The organism is Streptosporangium nanhuense, from assembly GCF_059358815.1.
Genome location: NZ_JCADBG010000010.1, coordinates 186,285 through 202,288, shown reverse-complemented (window position 1 = coordinate 202,288; position 16,004 = coordinate 186,285). Strand labels below are relative to the sequence as shown.

Here is a 16,004-nt window from a genome sequence, read left to right as displayed (position 1 = left end):
CGGAAGTCCGAGATGCTGCGCACGATGTTCAAATCCAAGATCCACCGAGCCACGGTCACCCACGCCGACCTGCACTACGTCGGCTCTGTGACGATCGACGAGAACCTGATGGAGGCCGCCGACCTGATGGAGGGCGAGCAGGTGGCGATCGTCGACATCACCAACGGCGCCCGCCTGGAGACCTACGTCATCACCGGCGAGCGCGGCAGCGGGGTGATCGGCATCAACGGCGCCGCCGCCCACCTGGTCTCGCCCGGGGACATGGTGATCCTGATCTCCTACGGCCAGTACACGGGCGGCGAGCTGCCGGGCTACCGGCCCCTGGTCGTCCACGTGGACGGCGCCAACCGGATCGTCGACGTCGACCACGACCCGGCCCGCCCGGTACCGGGCGCCGCAGACCAGCTCGTGCCCGCGGGCGCGGCGAGGAGACCATGATGAGCACGCCCACGCACGCCTCCGCGCACGTCTCCGTCCAGGAGCCCGCGCACGCCTCCGTCCAAGCGTCCGCGCAGGCTTCCGTCCAGCGGGCCCTGGCCGACGACTGGGCCCTGTTGCTCGGCCTGGACGCCGTCGGTCCCGACGACGACTTCTTCGAGGCCGGAGGGCACTCGCTGGTCGCCGTCCAGATCGTCGCCCGGATCCGGGCGCGCCACGGCGTCGAGGTCCCGGTCGCCGACGTGTTCACCTACCCGACGGTAGGCGAGCTCGCCCAGGTGGTCGCCGGGATGCTGGAGGCAGGGACGCCACTCTCGTCGTCGCCGCTGGAGGTGGAAGGTGCCGGTCGCAGCGCCTGAGACGCCCATGACCGGGGTGGCGCTGTCGTACGCCCAGGAACGCATGTGGCTCGGCCACCAGCTCGACCCGGCGGGCACGGAGTACAACGTGTGCCTGGCGCTGCGCCTGCGCGGCACGCCGGACGTCCCGGCGCTCGCCGGGGCGCTCGGCGACCTCGTCGCCCGCCACCGGGTGCTGCGCACCGTCTACGCGAGCGCCGGAGGGCTGCCGGTGGCGTCGGTGCTGCCCCCGGCACCGGTCGAGCTGCCGCTGTACTTCGCCGAGTCGGAGGAGGCGGTACGCGAGACGGCCGCCGCCGAGGCGCGGCGGCCGTTCGACCTGACGGCGGGCCCGGTGCTGCGCGCCCGCCTCGCCCGCCTGGCCGGGGACGACCATGTCCTGGTGCTCACCGTGCACCACATCGCCTTCGACGAGTGGTCGATGGGCGTGTTCCTGCGCGAGCTCGACGCCCTCTACCGGGCCCGCGCCGAGGGCCTGCCGGACCCGCTTCCCCCGCTGCCCGCCTCCTACGAGGAGGTCGTGGCGGCCGAGCGGGCGACCGATCTGGAGCCCGCCCGCAGGCACTGGCGGGCCGCCCTGGCCGGGCTCCCGGTGCTGGACCTGCCCGCCGACCGTGTCCCGGTCGCGGAGAGCACCCCCACGGGGGCGGTCGTGACCTTCGCCGTCCCCGCGGCGACGGCCGCCGCGCTCGGCGCCGTCGCCAGGCGCTGCCGGGCGACCCCCTACATGGCCGGGCTCGCCGCGTTCGCCGCCCTGCTGTCGCGCCACTGCGGCCAGGACGACGTCGCGATCGGCAGCACCGTCGCCAACCGCGCCACGCCGCACTCCGAGCACCTGGTCGGGGCCTTCTTCAACACCGTCGTGATGCGCGCCGACCTGTCGGGCGACCCGAGCCTCACCGAGCTGCTGCGCCGCACCCGCGCCTACTGCCTGGACGCCCTCACCCACCAGCACCTGCCGTACCCGATGCAGGTCGAGGGCCGCACCCCGCCCTTCCGCGTCCTGTACGAGATGCACGCCGGCCTGGGGGGCGCCACGGCGCTCGGGGACCTGGCCGTGGAGGCGTTCGCGTTCCCCGACACCGCCGCCAAGTACGACCTCGCCCTGTCCCTGATGCCCGGGAACGGGGACGGGGGCCTGCTGGGACACCTCACCTACCGCGCCGACCTGTTCGAGCCGGACACCGCGCGGCGGCTCGCCGAGTCCTTCGTCCACCTGCTCGCCCAGGCCGCGGCCTCGCCCGACGCGCCGCTCGGCACCCTGGAGATCCTCCCGCCCGCCCGGCGCGAGGCGCTGCTCGCGGCCTGCCGGGGGCCCGAACCGCTGGGCCCGCTCGACGTGCGCGCCCACGAGCTCTTCGAACGCCAGGCCCGGCTCACGCCGCAGGCCGTCGCACTGGCCTTCGGCGACGTCCGGCTGAGCTACCGGGAGCTGAACGCCAGGGCCAACCGGATCGCGCACTGGCTGCGCGGCAGGGGCATGGGCCCCGAGAGCGTCGTCGCCGTCCGCCTCGAACGCTCCGACTGGCTCGTCGCCGCCTTCCTCGGCGTGTGGAAGGCCGGGGCCGCCTATCTGCCGCTCGACCCCGGGCTGCCCGCCGAGCGGCTGGAATACATGGTGGCCGACTCCGGCGCCCGCCTGGTCCTGGACGACGCGGCGGCACTGGAGGCCGAGACCTCCGGCCACCCCTCCGATGACCCCGGGGCGCCCGGCACGCCGGAGAGCATGGCGTACCTCATCTACACCTCCGGCTCCACGGGCAGGCCCAAGGGCGTCATGGTCCCGCACCGGGGCCTGGTGAACTTCCTGCGCTGGTGCGTGTCCGCCTACGCCGTCGGCGGGGTGGGGGGAGCCCCGCTGTTCTCCTCCGTCGCCTACGACATGGTCGTGCCCAACATCTACACGCCGCTGGTGGTCGGCCAGTGCCTGCACGTCGCCGCCGAGGACACCGCGCTGGACGAGCTGGGCGCCGCCCTGTCGGCCCGGCCGTACGGGTTCGTCAAGCTCACCCCCGGACACCTGGAGGTCCTGGCGGGGCAGCTCTCCGCCGAGCGGGCCGCCGGCCTGGCCGGGGTCCTGGTGGTGGGCGCCGACGCCTTCCCCAGCCGGGCGCTGGCCTTCTGGCAGGCGCTGGACCCGGCGCCGGTGCTCCTGAACGAGTATGGTCCGACCGAGGCGTCCGTCGCCAACTGCGTGCACACCGTGACCGGCCCGATCGGCGGCGAGCTGGTCCCCATCGGCAGGCCCATCCCCGGCACCACCATGTACGTGCTGGACGACGCGATGCGACCGCTCCCGATGGGGGTGCCGGGCGAGCTGTACATCGGCGGCGAGTGCGTGGTGCGCGGCTACCACGGCAGGCCCGCGCTCACCGCCGAGCGCTTCCTGCCCGACCCCTACGGCGCCCCGGGCTCGCGGCTCTACCGTACGGGCGACCTGGGCAGGCTCCGGGCCGACGGGGAGTTCGAGTTCCTCGGCAGGATCGACGACCAGGTGAAGATAAGGGGGTTCCGTGTCGAACCGGGAGAGGTCGAGGCCGCCCTGGACGAACTGCCGGGGGTCGAGCAGTCGGTGGTCGTCGCCGCCCCCGTTCCCGTTCTCGCCGGACCGGGGGGTGGACCCGGGGGAGGACGCAGGCTCGTCGCCTACGTCGTCGGCACCGCCACGGCGGCCGAGATGCGCGCGGGCCTGGCCCGGAACCTGCCCGAGTACATGGTGCCCTCGGTCTTCGTGCCGCTGCCCGCGGTCCCGCTCAACCGCAACGGGAAGGTGGACCGATCCGCGCTGCCCGATGTGAGCGCCGCCACCGCGCGGGACACGACGGGGAGCACGACGGAGGAGCCTGTACCCTCCCGGCCGCGCACCGCCGTCGAGGGGCAGATCGCCGACCTCATCGCGGGCCTGCTCGGGATCGGCTCCGACGACGTCGGCGCGGACGAGGACCTGTTCGCCAGGGGCATCGACTCGCTCGGCGCGGTGCGGCTGATGGCCGGGGTGGAGCAGCGGCTGGGCGTGAAGGTCAAGCTCCGCAAGTTCCTCGCCAACGCCACCGTCAGCGGCCTCGCCACCCTGGTGTCGGCCGCCGTCCCCGACCGGCTCTCCGGACACCGCCCCGACCCCGGCTCCGGCCACGGCCTCGCTCACAGCCCCGCTCACGGGTCCGCTTCCGGCGACGTTCAAGGGCGGTCCAAGGGACGTGCCGGCGAGCGGGAGGCCGGCGCCTCTCCCGCCGTCCGGCTTCCCGTGCTCACCCCGCTGGCCGTGTCCTCGCCCGTCGGGGATCCGCTCTACTGCTTCCACCCCCTCGGCGGCTCCGCGCTCTGCTACGCGGGGCTGGCGGCCAGGCTCGCCGCGCACCGGCCCGTCTACGCGCTGCAGGCGCTGGAGTCGGGGATGAGCGCCGGTTCGCTGCCGGACACGGCCGCCGCGTACGCCGGGGAGCTGGCCGGATCCGGGCTGGACCTGGAGCGGCCTTACACGCTCGCGGGCTGGTCGGCGGGCGGGGTGCTGGCCTTCGAGACGGCCAGGAGGCTGCAGGCGCTCGGCCACCGCGTCGACCACGTGGTGCTGATCGACTCGGTGCTGCCCGAGGTGTTCGTGACCGACCTCCTGGACGAGCTGGCGGAGCTGGAGGCGCTGATCGACCGGCTGGCCCCGCTGGGGGCGGCCGAGGCAGGGCAGGCCCTGCTCGACTCACAGGTGGGGTTCTTCGCGGGCCTGGGCGTGACACCCCCTCAGGTGGCCGCCTACTACGAGGCGTACGGGCCGGGGCTGCTGCGGCTGTGGCGCGACAGCCTGCGCGGGCTGGCCGACTATCGCGCCGGCTGGTTCCACGGGCGGGTGACGCTGCTGACCAGCGGACTCCACCCGCCCAAGCTACGGGCCGTCCAGGAGGCCGGGTGGCGGCAGACCGTCTCCGACCTGACCGTGCACGAGATCCACGGTGAGCACCACGAACTCCTCCGAGCCCCGCACGTCGACCGGATCAGCCGCTTCCTCATCTCCTGAACCTCGCCTCCCGGGCGGGGCACGGTTCCCCCTACGCCGCCATGGGGCGACGGTTTCTCAGCAGGCCGCGGGCGAGGGCGGCGCCGCGTCCCACGTCCGCGGTCGGGGCGGGTCTCCCGCCCTGCGCGGTGTCGTCGCACCGCGAGCACACGCCGGGGGACGTCACCGGGCGCCCGCACTCGTCGCACTCGGCGCGGGTCACCAGCCTCGGAACCGTCGGGGCAACGGCAGGAGCGGGCATCTTGTTCCTTAACCGATGAACGATCAGCTTCGCGGGGGAGCGGACCTCGTCGGGCAGCCCGATGGTCAGGACCGTCCGGATCTGCGCCTCGGTGCCGCCCCTGGCGAGCCACTCGGCGAGGAGGGGCAGCACGGGAGCCATCTCGGACTCGCCGACGGTGAGCCGGGGTTCGGCACGGCCGAGGCGGATGAGGATCGCGACCTCCGGTGCCGTCGGCCGAGGAACGGGACCCGGTGCCGTCGGTCGAGGGGTGGCGCCGGGAGCCGTCGATCGAACGACGGAACCTGGAGCCATCGGCAGGAGATCGGAACCTGGAGCCATCGATCGAGAGACGGAACCGGGGAGCGTCGATCCATCCTCACCGCCCTCCGCCGGTGACAGGGCGGACCGCACGGGCTCGTCCGGCGCGAACCCCCGGAGGAAGGGGGTGGTTTCTTTCTCTTCTTTCTTCACTCCCGTAGGGAGAGCGCTCGGTTCGCCGGGACTCGGCTCACCGGGTCTCGGTGAACCGAGACGCGGTCTGACCTGCTCTTCGACGCCTCGACGGCCGTCTTGAGGGGTGTCGTAGACGTCGACCACGGTGGAGATCCGCCCTGAGGCGTTCCGGACGTGCTCACGGGTCAGGTAGCCGTGGGTGATCAGCTCCCGCATGGCCCGCGCGATGGCCTCCTGGCCCTCGGGATTGTCCGCGGCGAGAGTCTTGATGTCCTGGCGGATGCCTTCGGGAAGGGACAGAAGGTAGGAGAGCAGACCGCGCGCGGTGAAGGACAGCCGCCGGTCCCTGAGAGAGGAATTCGGCAGGACCGTGAAATTGGTCGTGTGCTTGGTACGGTGTACTCGCATGCGGATTTGTGCTCCGTGTGCCGTGTCCCGGGGGTGTTCCCGCACCCGCCGGGGCTTTTACTGTTTCGACACGAAGAGTAGCCCCGCGTGACGGTCCGACGGGCCGTAATCTCTGCTCGCGTTGCGTGACAATCCCCAGCTCCTGGCCTTTTTATCCCTCTCGCCCACCTTCACGACGCCCGCTACCGCCGCCCGGTCCGCTCTGGTCTGGTCAACAAGGGGGCTGTGCACCGCACAACGCGCATTCCCGCGGCCCGTAGTAGCGTCGGAACCGGTTTCCCCGAGCCCTACGTCTACTACCTGTTCGGGTACGGCCACGGGGGCCGGGAGTGGTCCCGCCTCCGCCGCGAAGAGCACCGCCGCGACCGCCACCGGACGCGCCGTGAGCCGCGCGCCTATCACGGCCAGGAGTGAAACAAGGGTCGGCACTCGGATGGGTTCCGGTCGAACCCGCCTCTGACCTGCTCCGATGTAAGGGAATCCCGGAACCGCCGTGCCCGGTGGTCACCAGGCCGCTCGCAGCGAGCCGCCCCTCCCCGGATGCTCGTCGACCGTGATCGGCACCGAGGTGATCGCGCCGTCGGCGAGGGCGGCCCGGTAGGCGCGCCACTTGTGCACGTACAGCAGGTGCTCGCCGGTCCCGTCGAGGCTGAAGCGCAGGGTCAGCGAGGCGTCGGGCGGCAGCTCCGGCCGGGCCAGGACCTGCGCGGGCCCGCCCGTCAGGGGGACGCGTTCGACGGTGTGCCCGGACGAGTAGATCAGCGCGCTGCCGTCAGGGGTGTGGGCGACCGACTCGAGTGCGAACGGCAGGGCGCCCGTGGTGTTCACGACGATCCGGGACACGGCGTCGTCCGGGTCGGTGCCCAGGCGGGCGAGGTCGAGCAGGGCGATGGACCGGCCGCTGAGCACGTAGGCGAGCGAGCGGCCGTCCGGAGCCCAGGACAGGCTGCTCACCCTCGGTTGCGTCGACGACCTCCAGTCCAGGCGCCGGCCGGTGGCGACGTCGAGCACGGAGATCTTGTCGCCGCCTCCGATGAGCGACGTGGCGTAGGCCAGCCGGGTGCCGTCGGGACTGAGGGCGAGGTCATTGACAGAATCCAGGTAGTCAGGGTCGGTCTGCGTGATGGCCACCGGCTTCCCCGGCCGCCCGTCCTCGCCGAGACGTACCACGAAGAAGCGGATGCCGATATTCTCCGGCCTGGTCCAGCCGGCGATGGCGAACGTGCGGTTGTCCGGGGCGGCGTCCACGAGGTGCCAGGAACCATCGATGCCGGACGGCAACGGGACGTTCGCGACGAACGCCCCGGTCTCGGCGTCGTGCACGGCGGGCGGCACCGGGGTGACGACAGCGGTCTTGGACCTGCCGGGGAAGCGGGTGAGCGGAGTGCGCGCGGAGACGAAGAACCGCGGCGGGCCCGTCGCGGTCAGGGGCGCTCCGGTCGCCATGGGCTCGGCCAAGGAGGTCGCCATCGGGAACGGGTGCTCTACGGGACCCGAGGACAGCGTGGGCAAGGGTGACGGGACCGCCGTGAGCGGCGACGGCGGCGGGGATGCCAGTGGCGGGGTCACCAGGGGCCGGGTCGCGCTGACATACGGCACCCGGTCAGGGGCCGGATCGGTGCATCCGGCGGCCAGGACGGTCAGGACGGCCAGGACCAAGCCCGCCGGCGCGGCGGACGTACGGGACGACATGCGGAGATCATCGTACGGAACGGCCTTCATGAACAGCACGGGACATGATCGATCGAGAACCGTTGAACAGGTTGATCAGGCGGCCAGGCGGCCAGGCGGCACGAAGACGGTTGCGGAAACTGGAGGCAAGACAGTGAGTCAGACGGAAATGATCATGTCGTCTCGTTCCTTCGCCGAATACCGGGCGATGTTCGCGATCGACGATCGCGACCTGGGCGGCGTCGTTCTCGACTGCGGTGGCGGGGCATCCAGTTTCGTCGCGGAGGCAAGGGCGATGGGAGTCCGGGCCCTCGCGACGGACCCGCTCTACGCGCTTGGCGCCGCCGTGCTCGCCGACCGTCTGCCGGTCGACCTGGACCGGGGCGATGCGATGATCAACGCGAACACGGACCGGTTCGTGTGGGAGTGGTACGGCTCGGCGGAACGGCGTCAGGAGATGCGCGTCAACGCCAGGAGCGAGTTCATGGCCGATATTCGCAGGCATCCGGCCTCGTATCTCGCAGCGGCCCTGCCGCGTCTCCCGATGGCTGACGACAGCGTCGACATGGTGCTGTGTTCACACCTGCTGTTCACCTGGGCCGGGCGCTTGGATCGGGAGTGGCACCGGTCGGCGATCACGGAGATGAGCCGGGTCAGCCGAGGCGAGGTCAGGATCTTCCCCCTGGTCCACCTGGGCGACAGTGAGCCGGTCGGCTTCCTTGACGCGCTTCAGGCGGATCTACGAGCCGAAGGGCTGGTGTGCGCGGTGCGCAGGGTCCCCTACGAGTTCCAGCGCGGCGCCGACCACATGCTGACCGTGGGCGAAGCGCCCCTGACCTCACTCCCGGCTTTCCGGGCCGGGACGGGGTGATCACTTCGGTCGACTCCCCTCAAGGGTGGGGCCCGCGGCCGGATCGGCGATCGGCAGGGGGCAGTCGGGGCAGGTGCAGTGGGTCAGGCTGTCGCATCCGGCGGAGACCACCGCGGTGAGTGCCGCCCGGATGGCGGTCAGGTCAGCGATCTTCGCGTCCACTTCGGCGATCTTCGCTTGGGTGCGGGCGCGCAGGTCGGGGGTGGGGTGGCGGCGACGGCTGGTGTCGAGCAGCTCGGCGATCTCCTCCAGGGTGAAGCCGAGCCGCTGGGCGGCTTTGATCACGGTGAGCAGGGCGACGGTCTCGGGCGGGTAGGCGCGGTGCCCGCCGGAGCTGCGCGCCGGTTCGGCGATCAGCCCGCGGCGTTCGTAGTAGCGCAGTGTCTGCGGGTTGACCCCAGCCGCTTCGGCCACCTGACCGCTGCGCAGGTACGGCCCGCCGAAACCCCGCGGCACGACTTCCCGCTTCATGCCGGCCGCCCCGCCGGCACAGTGCTCGCCGCGGCGCGCTCCTGCAGCGCGTCCAGCACCTCGGCCTGCTCGGCCGGCACCGCCACCTCCAACACCAGGTGGCCGCCCGTGATGGTCAGGGTGAAGGTGAAGAAGGCGCAGCAGCCGTTCTCCCGTGCGCCCAGCTCGGCGGCCCGGGCCGCGTGCTCGGGGCTGAGGGCGAGCTCCAGCCGCAGCCGCGTCCGCCGCGGGCGCGTGATGGCCCGCACCGCCTCGGTGAACAAGGCGTCGAACTCGGCCGCCCGCAGTGGCCGGTCTGTGGTGGGCAGCGTACACGCCGAGGGCGCCCATCCCTGGTCAACGGTGATGTCGTGGGTCATGCCTCGACGGTAGGCCTGTACCCAGGTACCGGATGCAAGCCCTGTGACGGACCTGTTGACGTCGGTGCCGGCCTTGACGACGTAGACCTCCCACGGCTCGACGCCGAAGAGCTTGGAGTGGAAGGCGATCGAGCCTTCCAGGTCGGAGACGCGCAGGGCGAGCCGAACACGGGACATGGCGATCCTCCACGATCGGTGGGGGGTGACCGTCACCGCTTCGCCTCTATTTAGATAAACATCTAGATAGGGGGCGTCCTGAGCTTGCAATGCTGATTAGAGGTATGTCAACTTAGGGATATGTCGAAGCAGGCGTTGCCGATCGTGGATCAGGCCGGGACCGGCGGGTCCGACGGAGCCGGGCAAGGCGTCGAGCGCGTACGCCGCGTCCGCGACGAGATCGACGCCCACGTCCGCACGCTGCTCTCCGGACTCGTCCCCGCACCGGCGGACCGGGCGTGAACACCACCGCGGGGCCGCGCATCACGGCCATGACCGCGGGGCATGCCGCCCAGGTGCTGGCCATCTACCGGCTCGGCATCGACGAAGGCCAGGCCACCTTCGAAACCACCGTCCCGGCATGGGAGCACTTCGAGGCGGCCAAGCTGCCCGCCCACCGCCACGTCGCCGTCGACCAGGCCGTTGACGCCGACGACGGCCAGAACGGCGACACCGGCGGCGGCCGGGTGCTGGGCTGGGTCGCGGCGGTCGCGGTCTCCGACCGGTGCGCTTACGCCGGGGTGGTGGAGCACTCGGTCTACGTCCACCCCGCCGCCCGAGGCCGCGGCGTCGGCTCCGCGCTGCTCGCGGCGCTGATCGCCTCCACCGAGGCCGCCGGAATCTGGACGATCCAGTCCGGCGTCTTCCCCGAGAACACCGCCAGCCTCGCTCTGCACGCCCGCGCCGGGTTCCGGGTGATCGGCACCCGGGAACGGATCGGCCGTCACCACGGCCTCTGGCGCGACGTCGTACTGATCGAGCGACGCAGCCCGGTCATCTCCTGACACCACACACGGACCCGACCGCGGATCTGGGAGTGTCAGGTGCGACAAGCCGAACGTCGCGCACCGACACTTTCGCTGCAGTCGGCAGCCGCCGGGCGGGGTGGCTCGAGTGGCGGCCGCGTCGCGCCGCGTCCGGGCGGACCGCGTCGTGGAAGTCGCCGGTCCGGCGACAGGACCCGGTCGACCGGCCAGGTCGGCGAGGGAACCCGACGTGCGGGGCTGGCTCGGGGCTTCTAAGCGGTGCTGTCTGCCGGAGACCATGCCCGGCCCCACTCATCACACGGGCCCGAATCACACGGGCCCGAATCACACGGGCCCGGACGAACCCGAACCGCGGGCCGGATCGGGCCCACGCTCCCCGGCACGGAGTGGCAGGCTGAAAGGGTGCGGTACGCGGACTGGGGCGAACGTTCCCCGCGGTGGGCCGGAGTCCACCGGTCGCCGACTGGCTGGATTGATCCGGCAAGGAGTACACAGCCCGGTTCCAGTTCCTCGCCGTCCTGGGTGACACGCCCGGGGCCGCCGGTCGCCGCTTCTCATTCGCGGCGTCCGGGGGCGCTCAGGACGTCGGCGAGGTCGTCCACCGGCAGTCCCCGGCCCGGCTTCGCCCTGGGCGCGGTGATCGTCAGTGGCTTGTCCCAGTTCCAATACTGCGTGGCGAAATGCCCGCGCGGGATCCGGTTGTGTCCGAGCCCCGGGACCTCGGGCTGCGGGTGCGCGTAGAACCGCCAGCCGACCCGGTACGGCCATCCGCGGTCGTCGTACATGTACGTCCACGTCACCTCGGATGCCCCGAGGGCCGAGGTCCCCGCGGCCTCGCGGAAACTGGGCGAGACGCGATGGAGATCCTTGAGTGTGATCGTCCCGGTCAGGGTGTAGATCTTCTGCCTGCGGCCGGTGGTGTTGTTCTTGGCCCACGGCGCGACGACCTTGCGGCTCCTGGTGGACAGCAGCTTGCGCAGGGTGGCCGGTTCCAGGACATTGATGATCTGATCGCCGTACGCGGCGGCGGCGCCGCCGGCCCGGCCGGTGCGCACCCAGGTCCTCGCCCCCGGCGCGAGCTGGTACTGCCAGCCGCCCACGCTGATCGTGCGCAGCGTCCCCACCGTGCGGAGCAGGCCGGCGAAGTAGGGGTCCTTGGCCGCCTCCTCCACCATCAGTTCCCTGTTTTCCACGCTGAGCCGCCGGACGTGCTCCGAGGCGATCACGCCGGCCCGCCCCAGCTTGACCTTGCCGGTGCCCTGCATGTCCAGAGCGCTTCCGATGAAGGTGCGTCTGCCGTTGCTCAGCTGCACCTTCTTGGACAGGTCCGTGGAGAACTTGCCGTAGAACTCGGTCGTCGCGCCGGAGCCGCGGGCGAGCAGCGAGCGCAGGACCGCCACCGGGTCGGGTTCGGCCGTTCGGGCGTGGGCGGTGGTGGGAGCGGCGGTGACGAGGGCCAAGGCGATGACGAGGGGGCGCATGCCGTACATCCTGGTGGTGAGTGAAGATCGAGTTCGGGTGGAGTGAACTTAGCGCCTGGTTACGACAATGGGCGTAACGGGGTCCGTGCCGCCGCCGGCCGGACGTCGTCGGTGATGTGCTGCGAAGTGCCGGGCTCGTCGTCGCCCCACCGTCCCCGGTTTCGACAGCGTGTCGAAGTACCCGAGCACGTCGTCCTGTGCGGGCCTCGGCCGCGCCGCCCCGCGGCGGCAGCGCGGCCTCGGCTCCGAGGGCGGTTACAGGGCGGTCATCTTGAGCCTGACCTCGTACGAGTACGCCGTCTGCTCGGTCCCGGTGAGGGTGTCCGCGATGATCGTGCTGGTGCCCGTGACGAGCCCGGCGCACGTGGTGCCGAAGGCGGTCACCGTGCCGAGCGAGTCGCCCTGTCCCCAGGCCGGGCCGTCGGTCTCGCGCAGGCCGAAGACCACGTTCTGGGTGTTCAGGATGATCGAGGTCGGGTCCTCGAAGTCGCCGGGATCCCCGTCGCCACCGGAGTTCATGCCGAAGTAGTTGGCGTTGTTCCTGGGGAACAGGTTCCCGCCGACCAGGAACCGGATCTCGTCCCGGCCGTCCCGGTCGGCCACGTTGCCGGCGTCGATGTCGTACAGCTCCACGCGGCACGAGCCGGCCGTGGCGGCCGTGGCGGCCGCCGGGGTCGCGGCCAGCGCCGCCGGCGCCACCAGACCTCCGGCCAGGGCGAGTGCGGCGATCACCTTACGAGAATGCATGCTGCTCCTCCTGGAGACGCTGACGTTTCGCGACCGTCGCGAAACGCGGCATCAGAGTCGCGGACGCGGCGTGAGCACATCGTGAGAGCACAGGTCAACGGCATAGAGCACACGATCTCCGTGCCTTCTGACACAGCCGGGCGGCAGGCGCGCGCCTACTTTCCTCGTATGGGAGAGTCCTTCAGCCTGCTGCTGCTCGGCACGCCCGAGCTGGCCGTCGGGGGAAGGCCGGTGCGGATCCGTTCCGCCAAGACCCGGGCACTCCTCTGCTACCTCGCCACCGCGCCGGGGGCGCGCTCGCGGGCCGAGCTCGCGGGGCTGCTGTGGGGCGAGCGTCCCGACGCCAACGCCAGGGGCAGCCTGCGGCTGGCGCTGTCGGAGCTGCGCAGGGACGTGGGCGGCTGGCTCGACATCACCCGCGACCACGTCGGCCTGCGCGCCGACGACGGCTGCTTCGTGGACTACCGGCAGCTCACCCGGGACCCGACGGTGGCGGGGGCGCTCCGGTTGTGGCGCGGGGAGTTCCTCGACGGTCTCGCCTTCGGGGACGCGCCCGCGTTCGCCGGGTGGCTGGAGTGCGAGCGGCGGCGGGCCCGGCTGGTGCTGCGCGAGCTGCTGGTACGCGCCGGGCCCGCCGCCTGCGAACACGTCGTACGCCTGGCCAGGATCGTGACGGAGCTCGATCCGTACGACGAGGAGGCCCACCGGGTGCTGATCTCCTCCCTGGCCAGGACCGGGAACCGGGCCACGGCCCTGGCCTGTTACGAGGAGCTGCGCCTGCGGCTGGTGCGCGAGCTGGGCGTCGATCCCGCGCCCGAGACCCGCGCGCTCCGCCGGGACCTCACGCCCCGGCCCGCGACCGCCCGCCGGGCCGCCCTGCCGGTTCCCGGGGCGGAGCTGGTCGGCCGCGAGTCCGACGTTCGCCGCCTGCGTGCCCTGCTGTCCGGAGAACGCCTGATCACCCTGTTGGGCCCTGGCGGCATCGGCAAGACCCGCCTGGCCATCGCCGCGGCGGAGGCCGGGGACCGGGACGGCGCGTCCCTCTCCTCCACGAAGACGGGGTCCTCCACGGAGACGGGGTCCTTCACGAAGACTGGGTCCTCCACGGGGACCGGTGAGCACGACGGCGCGTCCCCCTCCTCGACGGATGTCGCGTTCGTGTCTTTTGTCGGGGTGCGGGCGGAGGCGGCCGTGACGACGCTCGCGCGCCGGCTCGGCGTGGACCTCTCGCCGCCGCGGCCCGCCGCCGAGCTGCTGCTCGCCGCCCTCGCCGGTCGCTCGGCGCTGCTGGTGCTCGACAATCTCGAACACCTGCCGTCCTTCGACGGGGTGATCGCGGAGATCCTGCGGGTGGCGCCGGGCCTGCGGGTGCTGGCGACCAGCCGGCGGAAGCTGGACGTGCCCGGACAGGTGACCGTCGAGGTCGAGGGACTCGCCGGGCCGTCCGCCGAGGCGTTGTTCGTCGCGCGGGCGCTCACGGCCAGGCCGGGGTTCGACCCCGAGCGCGAGGCCCCGCTGGTGGCCGCGATCTGCGCCGCGACCGGCGGGCTGCCGCTGGCGATCGAGCTGGCGGCCGGCCTGCTGCGTGCCGTGCCGTGCGCAGACCTGGCCGAACGCCTCGGCGTGGACACGGGGCTGCTCTGCGCGGCCGGGCCCGCCGCCCGGTCCAGGCACGCGAGCATGCGCACGGTCTTCGAGACGTCCTGGCGGCTGCTCGACCCGGCGAGGCGGGCGGCGCTGGCGGCGTTGTCGGTGTTCGGCGGCGGCGCCACCCTGCGCGCGGCCCTGGAGGTCGCCGAGACCGGCCCCGAGGCGCTGGTCCACCTGGTCGACCACAGCATGCTGCGGCTCACCCCGTCCGGCCGGTACACCCTCCACCCCGTCATCCAGCGGCTCGCCGCCGACCGTGTGGAGGACCCCGGGGTACGCGAACGGCACGCCCGCCATTACGCCCGTCTCCTCGAACGGCACGCCACCGCGCTCCAGGACGGCTCGGACACCGAGGCCGTCCGCGTGCTCGGCGCCGAGATGGACAACATCCGCCTGGCCTGGCGGGTGTCCGGGCAGCCGCGCTTCCTGGACCACTACTGGACGTTGTGCCTGCGACTGCGCCTGTACGAGGAGTCGGTGGCGATCGTCCGCGAGCACCTCGACCGCCCCGCGCAGGACCCGCGCCTGCGGGCCCGCCTGCTCAGGATGGCCGCGGTGAGTTCCCACCAGCTCGCCAGGGAACGCGCCGCCACCCGCCTGGCCCGCGCCGCCCTCGACACGCTCGGCGAGCCACTCCCCACCACCCCCACCGGCCTCGCGATCGCTCTCCTGGCCGCCGCCACCCGCCAGGCCGCCCACCGCCTCCTGCCGATCACGGCCGCCCGCCGTCTCCCGCCCGCACCCCGCGGGGACGAGGCCGAGGCCGCGCAGGCGCTGACCGTGCTCGCCCGGCTCGCCTACCACCAGCAGGACCTCCCCGTGATGCTGGTGACCTCGCTGCGCCAGCTCAACGCCGCCGACCGCGGCACCGACCCCGCCCTGCGCGCCGAGTCCTACGCGAACTTCGCCACCATCGCCCGCCTCGCCGGTCACCACCGGATCGCCACCCGCTACGGCGGCCTCGCGGACCGGGCACTGTCCGCCGTCGACCACCCGGACGAGGCCGTGCACCGGGCCCGGCTGGCCCGCGGGATCGAGCTGCTGCACGCGGGCCGTTTCGAGGACGCCAGACGGTCGTTCACGGAAGGGCGGTCGCGGACGATCGACCCGCGGGTGGCCGAGAACTGCGCCGGCATGCTCGCCGAGACCGCGCTGTGGCAGGGCGAGTTCGCCGCGGCGGCCGCCGGATACGCGCAGACGGAGGAGCTGGCGGTCACGCGGGTCGGCGGAGACGACATCGGCCGCCACTGGTGCCTGACCGGCCGGGCCGAAGCGCTGTTGCGCCTGGACGGGGTGCCGGTGGAGCGGATCAGGGAGCTGCTGGTGGCCGCCCGCGCCTCGCACGAGCGGCGGCGTACGCACGCGAAGGAGATCGGCCTGCGCGACAGCCCGGCGAGCCGCACGATCCGGGAGCTGCGCCTGCTCACCATCGCGGCCCGCCTGGACCCGGCGCGGGCGCCCGCGACGCTGGCCGAGCGATTGCCGACGGTGCAACCCGGCATGCTGGAGTGCTGGACCGGCCTCGCCGAGCTGCTCGGGGACACGGGACAGGACCGGACCGCGGCCCCCCTCCTGCTCGGGCACCTCTCCCGGTACGCCGCCCGCAACCCCGGCGCCGCGGCCCGGATCGGCTGGGCCCTCGCGCTGATCCTGGCCGCCCTGGGCGGGCGAAGGCAGGCCAGGCGGGCGGCCGAACGGGCGATGGCGACCGCCGAACGCCTGGCCGCACCCTACGATCACCGCAGAGCCGAGTCCCTGGCCCGCGCCCTCGGATGAAGCGCCGCCACAACCGGTCACAGGCCGGCCGTTCGGCATCCGCGCCCGCGGGGGTGCCCCCGGCGTGCGTGGTCGCGTTCGCGGACGGGCGTCTCGGCACGTCGT

General features: G+C 72.7%; 14 protein-coding genes. 8 read left to right on the top strand and 6 right to left on the bottom strand.

From position 1 onward, the window contains the following. Window positions 1–12 precede the first annotated feature (12 nt). From panD to AC5L38_RS20835, 3 genes are read left to right on the top strand one after another with little or no spacing between them, the layout of a single operon-like run. Window positions 13–438 (top strand): aspartate 1-decarboxylase, encoded by a 426-nt coding sequence (gene panD, locus AC5L38_RS20845; protein WP_495244567.1) that lies wholly within the window; start codon window positions 13–15, stop codon window positions 436–438. Continuing rightward, on the top strand, window positions 438–797 hold the full coding sequence (locus tag AC5L38_RS20840) for an acyl carrier protein (protein ID WP_495244475.1): 360 nt from the start codon (window positions 438–440) through the stop codon (window positions 795–797). The genes panD and AC5L38_RS20840 overlap by 1 nt, the downstream gene beginning before the upstream one ends. After that, window positions 778–4,806 carry a non-ribosomal peptide synthetase gene (locus tag AC5L38_RS20835; protein ID WP_495244474.1) on the top strand — a complete coding sequence of 1,343 codons (4,029 nt, stop codon included), beginning with the start codon at window positions 778–780 and terminating at the stop codon, window positions 4,804–4,806. The genes AC5L38_RS20840 and AC5L38_RS20835 overlap by 20 nt, the downstream gene beginning before the upstream one ends. Window positions 4,807–4,837: 31 nt before the next feature. On the opposite strand, the gene AC5L38_RS20830 is transcribed toward AC5L38_RS20835, so the two are convergent. Continuing rightward, complete coding sequence (locus AC5L38_RS20830) at window positions 4,838–5,890, bottom strand: hypothetical protein (protein WP_495244473.1); 1,053 nt, start codon at window positions 5,888–5,890, stop codon at window positions 4,838–4,840. A 225-nt stretch (window positions 5,891–6,115) separates the two neighbouring features. Between AC5L38_RS20830 and AC5L38_RS20825 the strand changes: the two genes are divergently transcribed. Then, window positions 6,116–6,304: a hypothetical protein gene (locus AC5L38_RS20825; RefSeq protein ID WP_495244472.1), complete on the top strand. Its 189-nt coding sequence runs from the start codon at window positions 6,116–6,118 to the stop codon at window positions 6,302–6,304. Window positions 6,305–6,394: 90 nt separating this feature from the next. Here the strand turns inward: AC5L38_RS20825 and AC5L38_RS20820 are convergent, their stop codons facing one another. Further along, window positions 6,395–7,360 (bottom strand): WD40 repeat domain-containing protein, encoded by a 966-nt coding sequence (locus AC5L38_RS20820; protein ID WP_495244471.1) that lies wholly within the window; start codon window positions 7,358–7,360, stop codon window positions 6,395–6,397. A gap of 250 nt (window positions 7,361–7,610) precedes the next feature. Between AC5L38_RS20820 and AC5L38_RS20815 the strand changes: the two genes are divergently transcribed. Beyond that, complete coding sequence (locus AC5L38_RS20815; protein WP_495244470.1) at window positions 7,611–8,432, top strand: methyltransferase; 822 nt, start codon at window positions 7,611–7,613, stop codon at window positions 8,430–8,432. Here AC5L38_RS20815 and AC5L38_RS20810 read toward each other — a convergent pair whose 3' ends face one another. After that, complete coding sequence (locus AC5L38_RS20810) at window positions 8,433–8,903, bottom strand: MerR family transcriptional regulator (protein WP_495244469.1); 471 nt, start codon at window positions 8,901–8,903, stop codon at window positions 8,433–8,435. It lies immediately after the preceding gene. After that, entirely contained in the window at window positions 8,900–9,439 is a 540-nt protein-coding gene (locus AC5L38_RS20805) for a hypothetical protein (RefSeq protein WP_495244468.1), read from the bottom strand. The genes AC5L38_RS20810 and AC5L38_RS20805 overlap by 4 nt, the downstream gene beginning before the upstream one ends. A 120-nt stretch (window positions 9,440–9,559) precedes the next feature. On the opposite strand from AC5L38_RS20805, the gene AC5L38_RS20800 reads away from it, so the two are divergent. Further along, window positions 9,560–9,721: a hypothetical protein gene (locus tag AC5L38_RS20800; protein WP_495244467.1), complete on the top strand. Its 162-nt coding sequence runs from the start codon at window positions 9,560–9,562 to the stop codon at window positions 9,719–9,721. Then, window positions 9,718–10,263 (top strand): GNAT family N-acetyltransferase, encoded by a 546-nt coding sequence (locus AC5L38_RS20795; protein WP_495244466.1) that lies wholly within the window; start codon window positions 9,718–9,720, stop codon window positions 10,261–10,263. The genes AC5L38_RS20800 and AC5L38_RS20795 overlap by 4 nt, the downstream gene beginning before the upstream one ends. Window positions 10,264–10,799: 536 nt before the next feature. Here AC5L38_RS20795 and AC5L38_RS20790 read toward each other — a convergent pair. Both AC5L38_RS20790 and AC5L38_RS20785 read right to left on the bottom strand, forming a co-directional pair. Beyond that, window positions 10,800–11,726 (bottom strand): hypothetical protein, encoded by a 927-nt coding sequence (locus AC5L38_RS20790; RefSeq protein WP_495244465.1) that lies wholly within the window; start codon window positions 11,724–11,726, stop codon window positions 10,800–10,802. A 255-nt stretch (window positions 11,727–11,981) separates the two neighbouring features. After that, window positions 11,982–12,473 carry a hypothetical protein gene (locus AC5L38_RS20785; protein ID WP_495244464.1) on the bottom strand — a complete coding sequence of 164 codons (492 nt, stop codon included), beginning with the start codon at window positions 12,471–12,473 and terminating at the stop codon, window positions 11,982–11,984. Between the two features lie 168 nt (window positions 12,474–12,641). Here AC5L38_RS20785 and AC5L38_RS20780 point away from each other — a divergent pair, with 168 nt between their 5' ends. After that, window positions 12,642–15,899: an ATP-binding protein gene (locus AC5L38_RS20780; RefSeq protein ID WP_495244463.1), complete on the top strand. Its 3,258-nt coding sequence runs from the start codon at window positions 12,642–12,644 to the stop codon at window positions 15,897–15,899. The last annotated feature ends 105 nt before the right edge of the window (window positions 15,900–16,004 follow it).